Source organism: Mycobacterium sp. D16Q16 (assembly GCF_002013745.1).
GTDB lineage: Bacteria > Actinomycetota > Actinomycetes > Mycobacteriales > Mycobacteriaceae > Mycobacterium.
Window position 1 is genome coordinate 270,667 of the sequence record NZ_MAEY01000001.1, and the last position, 17,922, is coordinate 288,588.

General features: G+C 64.9%; 10 protein-coding genes. 2 read left to right on the plus strand and 8 right to left on the minus strand.

Going from position 1 to position 17,922, the window contains the following annotated elements; all coding sequences use genetic code 11:
• Positions 1 to 76 precede the first annotated feature (76 nt).
• From acpS to B4394_RS01340, 5 genes are all read right to left on the minus strand, one after another.
• Complete coding sequence (gene acpS / locus B4394_RS01320) at positions 77 to 481, minus strand: holo-ACP synthase AcpS (RefSeq protein ID WP_078313921.1); 405 nt, start codon at positions 479 to 481, stop codon at positions 77 to 79.
• On the minus strand, positions 478 to 9,735 hold the full coding sequence (locus tag B4394_RS01325) for a type I polyketide synthase (RefSeq protein WP_078313922.1): 9,258 nt from the start codon (positions 9,733 to 9,735) through the stop codon (positions 478 to 480). The genes acpS and B4394_RS01325 overlap by 4 nt, the downstream gene beginning before the upstream one ends.
• A gap of 814 nt (positions 9,736 to 10,549) precedes the next feature.
• The gene (locus B4394_RS01330) at positions 10,550 to 11,272 is read right to left on the minus strand and encodes a DUF1906 domain-containing protein (RefSeq protein WP_078309289.1); all 723 of its coding nucleotides are present in this window, start codon (positions 11,270 to 11,272) and stop codon (positions 10,550 to 10,552) included.
• A 112-nt stretch (positions 11,273 to 11,384) separates the two neighbouring features.
• Positions 11,385 to 12,206 (minus strand): alpha/beta fold hydrolase, encoded by an 822-nt coding sequence (locus B4394_RS01335; RefSeq protein WP_078309453.1) that lies wholly within the window; start codon positions 12,204 to 12,206, stop codon positions 11,385 to 11,387.
• A gap of 70 nt (positions 12,207 to 12,276) precedes the next feature.
• Positions 12,277 to 14,046 (minus strand): alpha/beta hydrolase, encoded by a 1,770-nt coding sequence (locus B4394_RS01340; RefSeq protein WP_139359913.1) that lies wholly within the window; start codon positions 14,044 to 14,046, stop codon positions 12,277 to 12,279.
• A gap of 264 nt (positions 14,047 to 14,310) precedes the next feature.
• Here B4394_RS01340 and B4394_RS01345 point away from each other — a divergent pair, with 264 nt between their 5' ends.
• Positions 14,311 to 15,051, plus strand: coding sequence for a TetR/AcrR family transcriptional regulator (locus B4394_RS01345; RefSeq protein WP_078309290.1), 741 nt, complete (start codon positions 14,311 to 14,313; stop codon positions 15,049 to 15,051).
• Between the two features lie 7 nt (positions 15,052 to 15,058).
• Here the strand turns inward: B4394_RS01345 and B4394_RS01350 are convergent, their stop codons facing one another.
• Positions 15,059 to 15,754, minus strand: a complete 696-nt coding sequence (locus B4394_RS01350; RefSeq protein WP_078309292.1) for a sensor domain-containing protein — start codon at positions 15,752 to 15,754, stop codon at positions 15,059 to 15,061.
• Positions 15,755 to 15,888: 134 nt separating this feature from the next.
• Here B4394_RS01350 and B4394_RS01355 point away from each other — a divergent pair, with 134 nt between their 5' ends.
• A complete protein-coding gene (locus tag B4394_RS01355) occupies positions 15,889 to 16,344 on the plus strand; it encodes a MaoC family dehydratase (protein WP_030094965.1) in 456 nt (151 codons plus the stop codon).
• Between the two features lie 21 nt (positions 16,345 to 16,365).
• Here B4394_RS01355 and B4394_RS01360 read toward each other — a convergent pair whose 3' ends face one another.
• Positions 16,366 to 16,818 (minus strand): MTB12 C-terminal domain-containing protein, encoded by a 453-nt coding sequence (locus tag B4394_RS01360; RefSeq protein WP_078313923.1) that lies wholly within the window; start codon positions 16,816 to 16,818, stop codon positions 16,366 to 16,368.
• Between the two features lie 396 nt (positions 16,819 to 17,214).
• Complete coding sequence (locus B4394_RS01365; protein WP_078309296.1) at positions 17,215 to 17,868, minus strand: TetR/AcrR family transcriptional regulator; 654 nt, start codon at positions 17,866 to 17,868, stop codon at positions 17,215 to 17,217.
• Between the last annotated feature and the right edge of the window lie 54 nt (positions 17,869 to 17,922).

A 17,922-nucleotide genomic window follows, 5' to 3' on the forward strand; every position in this document is an offset into this window, starting at 1 on the left:
AGCGAGTGCGAGCGTGACGCGGAATTTTGACCCAAATTCCGCGTCAGACTCGCACTCGACGGAAAGGGAGGCCACGCTAGGACTCGGTCCCGCCTTCTTGCTCCAGCACGACGAAGGCCGCCGCGGTATCACCGTCATGGGTCAGGGTCACGTGCATCGTCATATCCGCCAAATACTCGGCAATCGCCCCGGAGAGCCGAATACGCGGGCGGCCCCAGGTGTCCGTGACGACCTCGATGTCGCGATGGATGTTCTCCGGCAACACCGGCCGCTGCGAGTACCGCGAACCCGACCACGCCTTGATGACGGCCTCCTTGGCCGCCCAGCGGGCTGCCAGGTACCGCGCCTCACCACCGGTCTTCGAGGACGCGTCACGCCGCTCCCCCGGCGTAAACGCGGACCCGAAAGCCGTTCCGGGACTAGCTAGTTGCTCTCCGAACTCGGAGATGGTGACTAGGTCGATCCCGATACCGACAATCACCGGTGGTAGACCTCGTCCTCACTCAGGCGCGCACCCGGATCCAGCAGCATCGAAGCTTCCTGACGCTTCTCCGACTCGTCATGGTCGTGGTCGAAGCGACGTCCGTCCGGCCGCTCGTACATCGGGCGACCGCCGGCCATGGCCGAGGCCAGGCGACGTTGTCCGGACAGAACGCGCTCACGCGAACGCTTCTCGTAGTCGTCACGATCCTCGGGACGCAGCGACGCGATGAACGCCTGCGGGTGCACGAGCGCCACCAGACCCGATACGTGGCCAAAGCCGAGGCTCGTCACCAGGCCCGCCTTCAGCGGCAGCTTCTCCTTGAGCGGCAGCGACTCTCGTACCCACACGAAGTGCTGGCTGGTGGCCAGCTCGTCGTCGACACAGTCCAGGCTGCGGTTCGGCGGAATAACGCCGTCGCGCAGCACCTGGCACAGGCCCAGCATCTGGAACACCGCGGCACCGCCCTTGGCGTGGCCGGTCAGGTTCTTCTGCGAGATGACGAACAGCGGCGCACCATCCGAGCGTCCCAGCGAGGACGCGAGCCGCTCATGCAGCTCGGTCTCATTGGGATCGTTCGCGAGCGTGGACGTGTCGTGCTTGGAGATGACGGCGATGTCGTCGGCGGTGACGCCCAGCTTGTTGAGCGAGCGCGCCAGATCCGAATCCTTGCCACCGCGGCCGGCCGCCAGCGCGCCCAGGCCCGGAGCCGGGATCGAGGTGTGCACGCCGTCACCGAACGACTGTGCGTACGCGACCACCGCGAGCACCGGCAGACCCATCTTGAGCGCCAGGTCACCGCGCGCCAGCAGCACGCTGCCACCACCCTGGGCCTCGACGAAGCCAAGGCGACGACGGTCGTTGGCACGCGAGAATCGCTTATCCGCAATGCCCTTGGCCCGCATCATCTCCGTGTCAGCGGTCGCCGCCATGTCACCGAAGCCGATGATGGCCTCCAGTGTCAGGTCGTCGAATCCACCGGCCAATGCCAGATGCGCCTTACCCAGGCGGATCTTGTCGACACCTTCTTCGACGGAGACAGCCGCGGTGGCGCAAGCCGCCACCGGGTGGATCATCGAGCCGTACGAGCCGACGTACGACTGAACCACGTGCGCGGCAACGACGTTCGGTAGCACTTCCTGCAGGATATCGTTCGGCTTGTTACGGCCCAACAGGTTTCCGTGGTACATGGTCTGCATCGAGGTCATGCCACCCATGCCCGTGCCCTGCGTGTTGGCCACCAGGCTCGGGTGCACCCAACGCATCAGCTCCGTGGGGGTGAAGCCCGCCGACAGGAAGGCGTCCACCGTCGCGACCATGTTCCACAGCGCCACCCGGTCGATGGAGCTCACCATGTCCGGGGTGATGCCCCAGACGGTGGGATCGAAACCGGTCGGAATCTGCGCACCGACAGTCCGCGACAGCTTGGTCTTGCGCGGCACGCGAACCTCGGTGCCCGCCTTGCGAGTCACCTGCCAGTCGCTGCCCTCGGCCAACGGCTGAATCACCGTGTGCTCGGGGTCCCACTTCACGAACTCGCGAGCCTCGGCCTCGGTCGACACCGTGAAGGTGAAGTCCTTGTCCAGGAACACCGACACCAGTAGCGGCGAAGCGTGATCGGGGTCGATCGCGCCATCGTCGACGAACTCGCGGACACCGATGTTGCCGACCACCTTGTCGTGGTACCGCTCCACCAGCTCCGATTCCGGCACCAGTTCACCGGATTCGGTGTCGTACCAGCCGGCCTCGGGGTCGTTCTCCCACTTGACCAGTCCGGTGGTCCAGGCGAGTTCCAGCACGCCGGCCGCCGACAGTTCGTCGTCGACCTCCATCTCGTAGCGGGTACGCGAGGAGCCCAGCGGACCGAGCTCGCCACCGCCGACGATAACCACCAGATCGGCCGGGTCGACGTCAAGGTCGGCCCATTCCGGAGGCAGCGTCGAGATGTATCCCCGTGGCGGAGACGGCAGTGCCGCGATGAGGTTTGGATCGTCCTCCTCATCGGCGGATGCAGCGGCCTCGGCCTTCGCCTTGGCCTCCATGTCCTCGCGGGCCTTGGCGGCCAGCTCAGCCATGTCGAGTTCAACCTCGGCCAGCCCACCGGTGAGGTCCTTCTCCACCGGTGCCTGTGCGGCCTGCACGCGTGCTTCGGGTGAGCACAGCGCCAACAGCATGGATGCCATGTCCGCGGTGGAGTACGTGGTGACTCCCGCTTCTTCGACAGCGGTGACGATGGCGTCGTTGTGACCCATCAGCCCGGTGCCGCGGGTCCAGCCGATCAGCGCGTGCGCCAGGCTGACTCGCGACGCCCACGACGACTCCGCCTTCCAGCGAGTGACTAGTGCGTCGAGAGCCGCCTTGGACTCGCCGTACGCACCGTCGCCGCCGAACATGCCGCGGTTCGGGGAACCGGGGAGCAGCACGTGCAGACGCGAGGCGATATCGCGCTCTGCGCCGATGGCCGAGAGACCACCGATGAGCCGTTGCACGGCCCACAACAGCACCTTCATCTCCATCTCGGCACGCGAACCGGCCTCCGACAGATCCCCGACCACCTTCGGTGCGGCGAACGGGAACAACAGTGTCGGGGTCTGGGCGTCCTTGAGGTGGATCGACATCGGCCCAAGGCTTTCGGACTGCTCGGTGCCCACCCACTGCACCAGTGCATCGATATCGGCGTACGAGGCCATGTTGGCCGGTACCACCCACAGCCTGGCGCCGAACCGCGCGCTCTCGCGGTACAGATTGCGGTAGAACGCCAATCGATCCTCGTCAAGACGCGAGGTGGTGGCGACAACCGTCGCACCACCGGACAGCAGCTCGGCGACCACGGCCGCGGCGATCGAGCCCTTGGAGGCACCTGTCACCACCGCGACCTCGTCGCCCCACGTGCCCTGCTCGGGGCTCTCGGCGCCGGCGGCGATCCGTCCGAACAGCGAGGCATGCACATTGCGGCCCTGCGCCAACGACTTGCCCTGCCACCAATTGGCCTGCGTGGCAACGGCATGCCCGGCGCCCTCGAACTGGCCTGCCAACTGTGCCCACTGGCTGTCGATCTCGTCTTCCTCGGTGATCCACAACCGCGCCAGATCCTCGCGAGCACTGGCCCAGCGGTCGTCGAACACCACAGCCTTCTTGCCGTCGAATGTCGGCGCTACCAAACGCGGCCAGTCCGAACCCAATTCGGCGGAAACCAGCTCGACGAGCTCGGTGTCGGTGGCGCCTTCGGGGGTGACGATCGGGGCCGACAGACCCAGCTGGTCGAGCACCAGACGCGCGGCCGAGGCGAGAACGCCTTCACGCCCGGTGATCTGGTCGGTGAACTCGCTCAGTGCGGCGGCGTCGACGGTCGCGCCGCCGGCACCACCCGCCGAGGGCAGCGACACACCAACACCACGACGCGCGGCCACCGCGGCAACGGCCGCGTCGATCGCCGCGTCGACGGCGTTCCCGTCCGCCAGCGTGCTGGGCGCCAGGCCACCGAGATCGCCGCCACGGACGCTGGTGCCCTCACGGGTACCCAGCGACAGCTCGACGGTCACATGCTTGACCCAGCCCGGACCGAGTTCCCAGGTCTTGGTGAGGCGCTCGCCGATGGCGGCCGGACGCTTACCCGACGGCCCGAAGACCGCCTTGAGCTGATCGTTGATCGAGTCCGAGAGCACCGGACCAAATGGCTTGTAGGTACGCGCCAATTTGGTGACCTGCGTCCGCAATCCGGACAGATCTGCCTCTGCGGCACCGTCAATGGCGCTCAGGTTCAGCTCGGAGCCCAGGTCGACCAGCAGCTGGTTGCGACGCGACGAGGCACCGTCGGTGAGGCTCTCGATCGAATCCACCGGCTCGATCTGGTCGATGCGCATCTTCGTCGACAACGCGATGAGCGCGAGCGTCGCGTCGGAGGCGTCGAACCCGATGTCCTCCGGCCGTGGGCCACCGCTGGGCGCCGCGGGGGCGGCAGCGGGAGCCGGAGCAGCAGCCTCGGTGGAACCGGAGGCGGCCGCAGTGCTTTCCGCGGGCTCCTCAATCTCAGGCTCGGGCTCCGGATCGCTGTCCGTTCCGAACAGCACCGCGTGATCGCGCTCGACGTTCAGCACCTCGATCGAGCTATGGCTGAATTCGGGCAGCTTCAGGGTGTTGTTGGCCAGACCGGCGACGGTCGGCATCGACTTCACACCCACCTCGACGAACCGCTCCACGCCGAGGCCGCCGGCGGCCTCTTCGGTGAACAGCAGGTCCTGGGTCTCGATCCACCGCACCGGGCTGGCGAACTGCCAGGCAAGCAGCTCGATAAGAACCTTGCGGCACAACAACACCGGCTTCTCGTTGCGCCAGGTGTCGTAATCAGCGAGCACCTCGTCGAGCGGTTCGGCGGGAACCAGATCGCGGATCTCCTGGATGAATTCACGGTCCAGGGTGAACGGCTTAGGCACCAGGTTCGGGATGTACTTGCCGATGATCAGGTTCGGATCACCATCCATGGGCAGCACCCGCTCCAGAGACCGGCGGAATTCGGCGACGCCGACCCGCAGCACCTCGGAGTGGAACGGCACATCGATGCCGGGCACCATGATGAAGGAGCGACGGCCGCCGAACTCTTCGCGACGCTTCTCGACCTCGGCCTCCAACAGCTCAAGGCCACGCACCGTTCCGGCGATGGCGTACTGCGAGCCCCGCAGGTTGAAGTTCACGATCTGAAGAAACTCACCGCTACGTTCGGCGATCCCCGCGACGAACGCCTGGACGTCGGCGTCCTCCAAACCGATCTGCGACGGGCGGATCGCGGCCAGGCGGTAGTTACTGCGTCCCTGCTCATCTCGCGGCACGATGTCGTGCATCGCCGACCCGCGGTGGAACACCACCTCCAGCAGACCATCCTGCGGAATGACGCCACTGACCGTGGCCAGCGCGGTGTACTCGCCCACGGAGTGACCACAGGTGATGGCGTCCTCGACGAACGAGCCGGACTCCTTCATCTCCGCGATCTGCGCGGTGGCCAACGTGGCCATGGCCACCTGGGTGAACTGCGTCAGGTACAGCACGCCCTCGGGGTGCTGGTAGTGGACACCACCGGCGATGAGGCTTGTCGGGTTGTCCTTGACCACGTGCAGCACGGAGAAACCGAGACGCTCACGGGTGAACTTGTCGGCCTTGTCCCAGACCTTGCGAGCGGCCTTGGAGCGTGAACGCACGTCCATGCCCATGCCCTTGTGCTGGATGCCCTGCCCCGGGAAGGCGTACACCGTCTTGGGGGCCGCGAGCCGGGCGGTCGCCGACATCACGAGGTCGGTACCGACCTTGGCCTGGACCTCCACAACCTCTGCGCCGGAATCGATTCCCACACGGTCGACCCGCACGTCAACCTCATCGCCCGGCTGCACCATGCCCAGGAACCGAGAGGTCCAGCCGACCAGTGTGCGCGGCGGAGTGCTGGAAGCGTCGGCGGAGGTCACCACGTGCTGCGCGGCGGCCGAAAGCCACATGCCATGCACGATGGGCGATCCCAGCCCGGCCAGCAGCGCTGCCGACTTGTCGGTGTGGATCGGGTTGTGATCACCCGAGACCACCGCGAACGCCCGCATGTCGGTCGGCGCGAAGATCTTGGCATCACGGCGACGGCGACGAGTGGTGTCCTCTTCGTGCTCGGAAAGCGCACCACCGGCACGCACCGGGTCGGTGAGTTCGGCTGCCCCGGTGCGGCCCAGAATCGCGAACCGCTCCTGGAGTGTGGCCAGCACCGTGCCCTCGGCCGTCGCCACGGTGACCTCAACCGGAACAACGCGACCCACCTCGGTATCGGTGGCCGTGGAAGCCGTTGCGGTGACAGTAAGTTCAGCGGCCTCTGCGGGAAGTGCGGAGACCAGGTGGGCGGCGTGATCCAGATGCACCAGCGAGAGCAGACCCTCGATGACGCCCGTGCCGTCCTCCGTCTTGGCATCACCGATGGCGGCGAACACCGCGGGCCAGCACAGGCCGACCAGCGCATCCGGCACGATCGACGACCCTGGCGCCAGCGGCGACGGAAGCACCGCGGTGACGCCGGTGTGGTCGGCGACACGCTCCGGATCCCACTGCGCGACAACGCGTGCCGCGCCATTGCGGACGGCCGGAAGGCCTGCCTGATCCTCAGCGCCGGCGGCCACCGCGAGCACGGTCCGCATGGCGGCGGCCGCGGCCTCGGTGGTCACCACCGGGGTACCACCGTCGCGAGTTGTGACAGGCAGGGTCAGGTCGATGTCGACCCAGATACCCGACAGCGGCACGCTCAGACGCACCGAGTCGTCACCGGTGACCTCGAGGCGTGCGCCGGTCGACGGATGCGAAGCGGTGCGGTCCTCGAAGACCTGCCAAGCGCCATCGGGAGCGATCCGGTGCACCGGGTTAACGGCAATGCGTCCGGACCACAGCACATCTGGCGCGTCCAGCACGCTGGCCAACGGACCCTCGACATCCCAGCGGCGACGCAGACGCGAACGCACCGGCAACGGCTCCGCACCGCTGGCGACAACCTCGTCGATAGCGGTCTGCTCGAACCGGTTGAGCAAGTCGCCCACCGGCTCGTCGACCCGGGTGATCCCGGCGACCGCGGCGGTGCCGGGAATGATGCATACCTGCTCGGCGGTGTAGCGCGCGTCGTGGGCCTGCCACAGCGAGTCGCTGCGCCACCAGCGGCGCACATCCTTGTCGATGACGGGCACGAAATTGACGGGCTTACCCAGCGTCTTGCAGAGCGCGACGAAGAAGGGCACGTCGGCCGGGTGCAGCTTGATGGCCTCGGCATCGGGGTAGCGCTGCAGCAGTGCCGCGATGGCATCGGCCGGGCGTTCCACCAGGGACTCGTCGGCGAACAGCGTTTCGACAGGACCGAATTCCTTGGGATGCAACCGGGCCTCGGCGCGCTTGAGCATCTGCTCGAACCGATCGCGCCAGGTGATATCCAGCCACGGCGAGTGCGCCACCGCGGTATCGGCGGTGCTGTCACCGTCACCGATGGACAGCTCCACATAGCGATTCAGCCACTGCGCGTACGTCATTTCGGCGACATCGCCGAAATACTGCTTGGCGGTCAGCTCCATCGCGGCAATGATCTCGTCGCGGCGCTTGGACACCGCATCCTCATCACCGGCGACATCATCAAGCAAACGACCGCAGCGGGAGGCCGCGTTGTCGATCTCGTGAATGTCAGCACCCAGCTGGCTACGCCCGGAAGCCATGCCGCCCTGGGCTTTTCCGGCGGGAACCCATTCAGGAGTGCCTTGGGTCTCGACCAGCATCTGCTTGACCGAGGGCGAGGTGGTGGCCTCCAGAGTGGCCATGGCCGCAGTGCCGACCAGGATGCCGTCGACCGGCATCAACGGGAATCCGAACTTCAATGCCCAACGGCCGCTGAGGTATTCGGCAGCCTGCTCGGGCGTGCCAATGCCGCCGCCGACACATACGGTGATGTTGGAGCGCGAACGCAGCTCCGAGTAGGTGGCCAGCAGCAGGTCGTCGAGATCCTCCCAGGAGTGGTGTCCACCGGCGCGGCCACCCTCGACGTGCATGATGATCGGACGGGTCGGGACCTCGGCGGCGATGCGCACGACGGAGCGGATCTGCTCGACCGTGCCCGGCTTGAACACGATATGGCTGAAGCCGATCTCGGTGAGCTCGTCGATGAGCGCGACGGCCTCTTCCAGCTCGGGGATGCCGGCGGTCACAACGACTCCGTCGATAGGCGCACCGGCCTGACGGGCCTTCTGCACCAAACGCTTCGAGCCAACCTGCAGTTTCCACAGGTAGGGATCCAGGAACAAGGAGTTGAACTGGATCTGGCGTCCCGGCTCCAGCAGACCGGTGAGCTCTTCTATGCGGGCATTGAAGATCTCTTCGGTGACCTGCCCACCACCGGCGAGTTCGGACCAGTGACCCGCATTAGCCGCGGCCGCAACGATTTTCGAATCGACGGTGGTCGGGGTCATGCCCGCAAGCAGAATCGGTGAACGGCCGGTGAGGCGAGTGAACTTGGTGGACAGCTTCACCGAACCGTCGGGCAGTGACACCACGGTGGGCGCGAAGCTGGTCCAGGCGCGGGCGACCTCGGGAACCGCACCGTGGGTGAACAGGTTTCGCTGTCCCCCGCGGGTGGCGGTGGGCACGATGCCGATCCCCAGGCCACGGATGACCGGGGCGGTCAGGCGAGTCAGGAGATCGCCGGGACCCAGGTCGAGGATCCAGCGGGCGCCGGCGTCAGCGACATGGTTCACCTCGTTCACCCAATCGACCGGGGTGACGAGGATGGACTCGGTCAGGGCCTTGGTCAGTTCGACGTCGAGCCCTGCGGCCGCCGCCCAGCGACCGGCGATCTCGACGCCGTCGGCCAGGCGTGGGGTATGGAAGCCCACCTCCACATTGACCGGGTCGAAGACCGGGCTGAAGACCGCGCCCCCGCGCACCTTGTCCTTGCGCTCGGCGGCCTCGCGGTCGGCGATCTGCTCGCAGTACAACTCGAAACGCGACAGCTGCTCGGGAGTACCGGTGATGACGACCGAGCGGCGACCGTTACGGATGGACAGCGCGGGCGGCTGAACAGTACGGACATCCTGGGCAAACTCGTCAAGAAGTGCCTTGATGCGTTCGGGGTCGACATTGGTCACCGACACCATGGGAGTGCGGTTGCCGCGCACCACGATGCCGCGGCGGCGCGCGACCAGGGTGGCAGCGGCACCGACCAGCTGAGCGATGGCCAGCAGCTCGACATCGCGGGCACCATGGGCCTTGAGCGCCTCGACGGCCAGCACACCCTGCGAGTGCCCGATGACGGCGACCGGTGGCAGCTGGGCCACATCGAGGCCCTGGATCTTCAGCGCGCGGACCGCGGCCAGCTGCGCCAGCAGTACACCCGGCATGGACACCGCGGCCGAGGTCAGCTGCGCGGCGGCGGGTACGGGCTCCTCAGCGGTCAGCGCACGCACCCAGGTAAGCGGGGTGAAACCGACCGGACGCACGACCACGAGCTCCTTGGCGACAGGCTCCAGCCGCAGCTCGGCCTCACCAGCGAGGGTGGCCAGCTCCGATTCGATACCGGCCGAAGCCGCCAGTTCTGCGAGTGATTCCAGCCAGTCGCTGCCTTGACCTCCGAAGGCCACTGCGTAGGGCTCACCAGACTCCAGACGGTCGATCAGCGCGGGTCCCGCACTGGGGCCCGGATCGACCGCGCCGTTCGCGTCGGGATCCTCAGCGCTGGTCACCTTGTCGTATTCGTTGATCGTCACGTCGCCGCTACCCGTCTTTCCGTCAGTCGTGAGTCCAGCCGCACCCGTGTCGTCGTCCTTGTCGATCGGGGGCGTTGAGGCACGTGCATATGCACCATCACCGCAGGTCTGGATTTAAGAGTGTCATAAGAGGGGTGACGATTTCTTCTGGCGTAATAGTTACTGCCGAGTTCTACGCGAGAGTAACCACCGCTTACGTAACAGCAGGCCAGGCGCTGGCAACTGACCGCCGAATCAAACGCGCTGCATGCAGGTGGTTACGGTCGAGTAGGTATAACATCGCAGATCAGACATCGATTGTTATCGAATCGTTATGTTTGATTTCGATAGTACCGCCGACGCTCGCGCGTGTCGCATCCAGCAGCCGCAACAATGCCATCCAGACCGCGAATTCCCAGAATACGTGCCACATGTTTGCTGATATTGCAGAGCGGCTCCCCCTTCTGTGACGCGTGTGGCCAATGAGGTTTGTCCAGCTACGCCTCCGGGCGCAGGAACCTCGCCACTATCCCGCGATGTCGGGATCAATGTCGACATCCCACTACCGCCAGACCACGAATCGCCCGGCGTGGTGGTTCCGTGGTCCCCCACCCGTTTTCAGCACACCGCGAAGGACGTCGGCCGTCCCGCGGGCGGCGCGCCATGACCGCATGACGCCGCCTATGAGTTCACCCACGCGTTCGCTGTGCTCAATCGCGGTCGGAGTAAGTGGCCATATCACGTGATGTGGAATTGAAGCGCGGGCTACTGCAAGGGCGTTGCCATCCACACGGGAGGCGCCGCAGCGCCGGTGAGGTCTGCGCTCAGACCGGTGTCAGACCCACTGCCCGAAGGCGGGCTTGAGAATGTCGTTGAGATCGACGCCGATTCCGCCGACTTGACGCTTGTCGATCTCGAACTGGTGCAGGTGTGCCTCGGGGTGAACGAAGCCCTTGGGGCTGCCCCAGTTGTGCTGCCAGAAGTAAGAGCACAGCCCGTCCTGCAGCGCCCAATCGATGGTCTTGGAGTTGCCGTACAGCCCAGTACGGGCATGCCCCACCACTGATTCCCACGCCCTCAGGTAGGGCGCCACCTGATTCTTGTACTGCTCAGGTGTCGGGTTGTCGTCGATCGAAACGTAGATCGGCACGTTGTAGGAGCCGCCGGCCGCGATATGCAGCTGCCAACCACGCTGCGCGTGTTTGATCCCGGCTTCCTGGCCGCCAAGCCAATCGGCGGTGTCCTGCTTGCCGTACTGATAGTTGGAGACGATCTTCAAACCGGCCCGATACAGATCGCGCGCTTCGGCGAGCTTGATGGGCTTACCGGCCGACAGTCCCGGGCTGCGCGGATCGGAGACGTACCGAATAGCTCCCAGATGTCCTGCGGCCTTGATCGACTCGGGAGTCGGTACTCCGCCCGCGTAATCGATGAGGGTCCCCAACGAGGCCGCGTTGGCCTGCGAGGGTGCCAGCGCGGAAGAGACGGCACTACCCAGCACCGCCGCGGCGGGCATGGCCGCGGCGTATTTGAGGACATCCCGACGGGATAGTGACACGACTGCTACCTCACAAGGCCGTTCCGAGCGCTTGAATAACTCAAACCTCAGATTACGACAGCTACCTCAATAAGCACGGCAGCCACGCGTGTCACATACGGCACAGCGCTACCTAACTGTCCGCCATCCGAAACACCTCATCGGCGATCAATCGCGGTTCCGTGAGGACGATCTGATGTCCGGATTTGCGAGCAACTACGTGACGCGCACCGAGCCGATGCGCCGTCAACTGGTGGGCAGCGTTCAGCTCTGACCGTGTCTCCTCATTGAGAAACTCCGCACGCGCTCCCGATATGACGGTGATGGGGATTCCGTTGATCACGGGCGGGTTATCGCGCAACCCGGTCACCCCGGCGACAAAGCGGCGGTCCTCCTCGTTGGCGGCACGCCCCGCTCGCCACGTCAGATCTTCGGACGTGATGTCATCGACGACGTCGCGTGGCATCCGGGGCATCATGCGGCGAATGAGATACGGCAGCAGACCGACCCGCCCCATCACGTCGAGCACCGCACGATGGATCACGCCGAGGAGCCGCAGGCCAGGCGAAGCCGGGCGGTAGTAGGCGTCGAGGTTCTCGTCGGAGTGATCGACCAGAACGATGCCCGCGATACGTGACGGATCAGCCACAGTCGAGGCCAGTGCGATGGTTCCGCCATAGCTGTGGCCCACCAGGATGTAGGGGCCCGAACCGAGCGCCGCCAGTAGGGCACCAAGGTCCTCGGTGATTCGCTCCAGCGTGCGCGGCTGATGATCGTCATCGCTGCGCCCCAAGTTCGCCCGGTCGTAGACCACCGCCCGAAAACGCTGGGCGACAAGGGGTTGCACGAGCCCCCACGCCGACCGCGAGAAGCCCATTCCGGACTCGAAGACCACGGTCGGATCACCAGTTCCGGCGACCATGTAATGCAACGCGCGCCCGTCGGAGGTGGTCACATAGTTACTCGACCCCAGGGTGTGGTTCACCCAGCCACCGTACGGAACAACCGCCCATGAGGTCGGCCCGCTACGCCCCTGAGTGCAGCAGTGGGCGCAGCCGTTCGGTCTTTTCCGCTGTCCATCCAGGTGGCTGCAGGATGTCTGCCCACGCGTTGGCGACCGCCTGTACGTAGACGTGACCATGCCCATCGGGGACGTTGACCGCGACCGCCATGTCGGCAGAGACCTGCAGGAACGTCACGAACGGTATCCACTCCATGCTCGGCAGCACGTCATAGCCGCGGGGCTCGCGCAGCCAGTCCGGCTTACTCAGGATGAGGTCGGGATTCCACCAGGCGATCGGATCCGATGCGTGCTGCAGATACACAATGCGCGGGCGCGCCCAGGTAGCGGCGGGGCGTTTGAGATCCTCTGGGCGCGAAACGAATCGAACGTTTCGTCCCTTGTCGTAGATGGGCAGCACCTCCGGCGATCCGTCATCGCGGTTATGCGTGGCCTCCAGCCACATGGAGTTGTTGAAGGTCGGGCCGGAGAACAGCGCACCGTCCGTGCGCGCCACGATGTTGTTCACCGACAGAAACGGTGCCTCGCCGCCGAACGATCCGAGGCTCTCCCCGAACACCACAAGCTTGGGCCGCACACCCTCCGGCATGGCGCGGACCCGCGCGGACACGGCCTCGAACAACGCCTGCCCCGCCTGACGCGCGTTCTCCTTGTCCACCAGGAACGAGAGCCAGCTGGGCAGGAATGAATACTGCATGCTGACGATGGCGGTGTCGCCGTTGTACATGTATTCGAGGGCGTCCGCCTCGGCCTGGTTGATCCAGCCGGTTCCCGTCGTCGTGGCCACCGCCACCACCTTGCGGTGCAGACCACCCTCGCGTTCCAGTTCACGGGCCGCGAGCTCGGCCGTCGCCTTGATTCCATCGGCGGATTCCAGGCCCGCGTAGGCCCTGATCGGTTCGGTCGCCCGTGCCTTATTGAACGCCGAGAGCTCCTGTGTGGTGGCACCGCCGCCGATGAAGGCACGGCCCTGATTGCCCAACGACGCCCAGGAGACCAGCGAACCCGGCCCGCCCGAACGCAGCGATGTCGTTGGCGCAGGATTGTCCGGGTTCTCCTCGTTGTTGACCGCCGAGAAGGTGTTGTTCAAGAAATCCATTGCCACCCTGACGACAACGCCGTTGATGAGTGCCATCGCAAGAACCACCACCAGCGTGACGGCAACCACAGCCGAGACTCGTTTGGGGGCCACGCGGTTGAGCCGTTCGATCAGGAACAGAATCAGCCGACGGATCTGCTGTCCGATCTCGACCAGGATGAATAAAACGATGATCGACAGCACAGCGGTCTGCGGGTGCGCCCAGAAACTTAGCCTCGGCACACCCATGAGGTCACGCACACGGTCCTGCCAGAAGTGGAACCACACGATCATCGCGGCGGTGCCGATGATTCCGACCACGATGAGGACCCACCAGGCGAAGCGAGGCGCCTTCGGACTCGAATCCTTCGACCGCATGTACCGCACCAGCCACACCGCCAGCACACCAAGCGCGTAGCCGATGGCACCTGAGCCCCCGCTCACCAGCGCCTGAAAAAGCGGCCCCCGTGGAAGCAACGACGGAGTCATCGACAGCCAGAGAAAGACCAGGCCCACGGCGGTGCCCGTGAAGGTATAGTGCCGCACCCACCAGCGCGTCTTCTCTGGCTTCAGTACCGACGCCTCCGGTGCCAGCTCGTTGGCGTCCGGTGCCGGTTCCTTTTCGATATCGCTGTCGATATCCCTGTCGATTGCCATCGCCACACCCTTCTTGATGCCGCCAGCTGCGCGTGTCAATGGTGCCCGCACGTCGCCACACCGCACAGAGGTATTACCAGATCGGCGACGTGGTGCGGTGGGTCACTGCGACGCCACCACCACCTGAGACCGCGCTGCGCAAATCCCCGAGGCGGACCGGATCTCACCGGCTCAGCGAATTGTGCGCGACAGGGAGCCGACCGCTCTCACAGGTCCCTGCGGTATCCTGCGAACTTGCTATCAGGGCTCTTTGTCCGTGGGGCGGGGCAGATCGATGCAACGGGGGCACGACGAGGATTACACATGCGACATGCCGGTGTCGGCCGTGAGGCCAGGACGACCAGCGCACAAAGCCCTAAGCGGGAACGACGGCGCCGCGGGTCCATCACCGCCGAGGACATCATCGCCGGAGCCTTCGAGCTCGCCGAGGAAATAGGGATCTGTGGGCTGAGCATGCCGCTGCTAGCGAAGCATCTCGATGTCGGTGTGACCAGTATCTACTGGTACTTCCGCAAAAAGGGCGAGCTGCTCGACGCGATGACCGACCGCGCCACCAAGCAGTATCACTTCGCTGCACCCTTCATTGGCGACGAAACCTGGCAGGACGCGCTGCGCAGCCATACCCGCCGGATGCGCGAGGCATTTCGGGAACGCCCAGTGCTGGTTGAACTCATCCTGATGCGCACCAGCGAGCTCAGCAACGAGGCATTACAGGCGAGCATTCAGAACCTGGAATCGCTTGTCCAAACCCTGATCGGTGTCGGCTTCAGCCCGGACAACGCGCTAGACGTGTATTTCGCCCTGTCCTTGCATATTCGCGGCATCGTGGTGCTTGAGCACATGGACACCGTCATGCCCGCGTCCGGTGAGGCCCGCAGCCTGGTACCGAACGCCACGCTCGCCCCCACCCTGCATGATCTGGCGTCTCGCGGTCATTCGATCGCGTCCATCTCCGACGCCCACTTCGACTTCACCGTCGATGCCATCATCGAACGAGCCGAGCATCTGCTCTCCCAGGACATCGCGGCACGCGAAGCGTCCTGACCGGCGCTTAGACCTTGGAGTTGAGCAGCTCCTCGATTTTCTCGAGTCGATTGTTCGACAGCGCGGTGTTGTCGATCGACCGATCCGCCGAGCAGGTGACCAGCTGCGCGATCACATTCGCCTTGGCGATCACGGCGAACTCGCAAATCCATTGATCACCATCGAGATTCGTCGACCAACGGACCATGTCCGGCGAGCCAGGAACCACTGGACCGGGCGTGACCGTATGGCGTTTCTGGTCATCGCCCCAGGCAGCGACCGGAAGCTGACACTTGGATACGGTCGCGCGCATCGATTCGAGGAACCGAGCCGCCTGAAAATCGCCGGGATAGGTAGCCGACACCTCCAGGAGCTGATGCTGATTCGGGTACTGGTTATCGGTCTGCGTCCGCGCTTCTCGTCCGGTGTAGTTCGTGGGGAAGAGCGGATAGCGGCCGTAACCGACGACCCCCTGACATTCAGCGGGCTCGGCACCGATCCACAGAATCGACTGCATATCGGTTTCGAACAGCGGCTTTCCCGGCGTCACGCTCAACGATTGCGCCGGAGTGAGGAGTTGGTCGAGCTGCGCGGGCTGGATCGGCCCGGCAGATACGGATCCCCTCTCCGCCGTGGCCTCCCCGTCGACTCCACGTTGACAGCCCGTCACCACGAGCAACAACGCGACCAGCACCGGCACCGACCACCTCATGTTGGCAAACATTACCCGCATCTACCGCTCTCCCGGATTTCGGCATTGTCCCGTGGCAGGCATGCGATCTCGGGTAAGAAGGGTCCAGTCGACACGACAAGTCGGTAATGCGATCAGGCACCACGACCCGAAGAGGAGTGCGCGGTATGTCCACCAAGCTGGCAACACCACAGGAGCTGCTGTCGCTGGGCAGAGTCGAATTGGGTACCAGCAGTTGGGTTCAGATCACCCAGGAACAGGTCAACGAGTTCGCGGACGCGACCGGTGACCGGCAGTGGATCCACACCGATACCGAACGCGCCAAGGCCGGCCCGTTCGGCGGGACCATCGTGCACGGATACCTGACGCTCGCACTCGCCCCGGCATTCCTGGACGAGGTGCTTGAGATCGCGTCATACGATGCGGTGCTCAACTATGGCGTGAACAAGGTGCGGTTCCCGGCGCCGCTGCATGTGGGGGCGCGGGTTCGCGGACACGTCACGCTGCTGTCGGCCAAGTTGCGCGATAAGGGCACCGTCGAGGCCACCTATGGCATCAAGTACGAGATCGAGGGCAAGGACCGGCCGCCATGCGCTGCCGAAAGCGTGTACCTGTACCAGTAGTCACGCCTCGTCAAGCGCCCGTCATAGCGTGCAGCCGTTACCTTTGGCCGTCTCATCGAAGAGAGCGCAAAGGGAGCCGTTGGAGAGCTTCCATGCTCCGCCACTCTCGACCCAGTCCAGGGTTCGGCGCTGAGAACCCATACCTATCACCGACATAACGAGTTGGGAGGTGAGGTGGTTGCCTTCGAGTGCGGGATTCTCAACGCGCAAGGACACCATTGAGCGGTGCTGGGCGATCGGTCCCCCGATCTCGTCTGCCGTCGGCAGCGCTGCCTGGCCGCCCTCAAGGTAGGCGGCACGTTCTGCGGCACCGGCATTGGTGTCGAAAATGACCGCCAGCCGCCTAGTCAACTGGTCGGCGGATAGCAACGCGGGAGCCGGCTCGGCGTAACTGTTGCCTGCGCCCAGAGCCAATCCGGCGGTCAAGGCGCCAGCGGCCGCAGCTGCCAGGGCCCGGTGAATGACGGTATACATCGTTGTTTCGCCCTTTCAGGATCTGTTCGTCTCATGAGAGGCGGAGCAGCGCTGGCAGAAGCTCGTCCACTCTCGCCAATAGCTCTCTAAATCCGCTGGCTGCCAGTCATGTTCGATTAATTCACCTGGAAATAATCAACTAGATCACCCTGTTTTTCTACTCGTCTTTGGAGGGCTATCGAGCCACCGAAGATGGGCCCGACGAGCAGGCTCTGATGTGCCAGTACGTCGGCTTGGCGCCCGAACCCAATAGCCGCGGCACCATCGGATACTCGCCTTCCACCCTGCGACCGCGTTGCACGGCAGCAGGGTTACATCGAGTCCGGCAGCGGTGCGCACGCGTAGTCATCGCCGGCCGCTGCATCATCTAGGCCAGACGCAGCCAATGTGAGCTTATTATTCTGCGGGGCAATCGATTACCGCGGCGGCCTGGCCGACTCCCGCCGTGAGGTAGCGCGTGAGCATCGCTACTAGTTCGTTCTCGAAATCAGCAATCCCTGCGGGATCAGGTGCGGACAGCATCTGGTGCACCACCAACTCAATCGTCGTGACGACCAGCCGGGCCGCCGCGTCCTTGTTGGCGACGGCTACGTCAGGACATCTGTCGAGGAGCCGGCACATGTCATCGACAGCGGCACGCTGAACATGCGCTACCTTGGCCATGAGCTCACTTGAGCGCGGCGCCTGTTCGATAAGAACTCTGAGGAACTCTGGATCCTGCAGGTGGTTGCTCACCGCGGCAGCCACTATGGAACGCATGGCATCCTCTGTGGACTCCGCCGGCCCCGCGCGGCGGCGTTCGTTAGCTGCGGCGATACCCGCATCGAGGTGGCGCGCCGCCAGCTCCACCACGATGGCGTCCTTGTTGGGGTAGTACTGATACAGCGAGCCGATGGAGATATCTGCCCACTGCGCAATCCGGTTCGTGGTGCCTCGCCCATAGCCGTACTGAGTGAATACCGCGATGGCCGCCTCGAGGATACGTTCGCGTGTCCGCTCCGAGCGCTGCTGGCGGGGTTGCTTACGTGGATGGAGCTGGTGCTGGCTCATCGTGACCGGGCCTTTCGCTGACTGATCGCCACGCCAGCGTAGACCTGCGGTGCG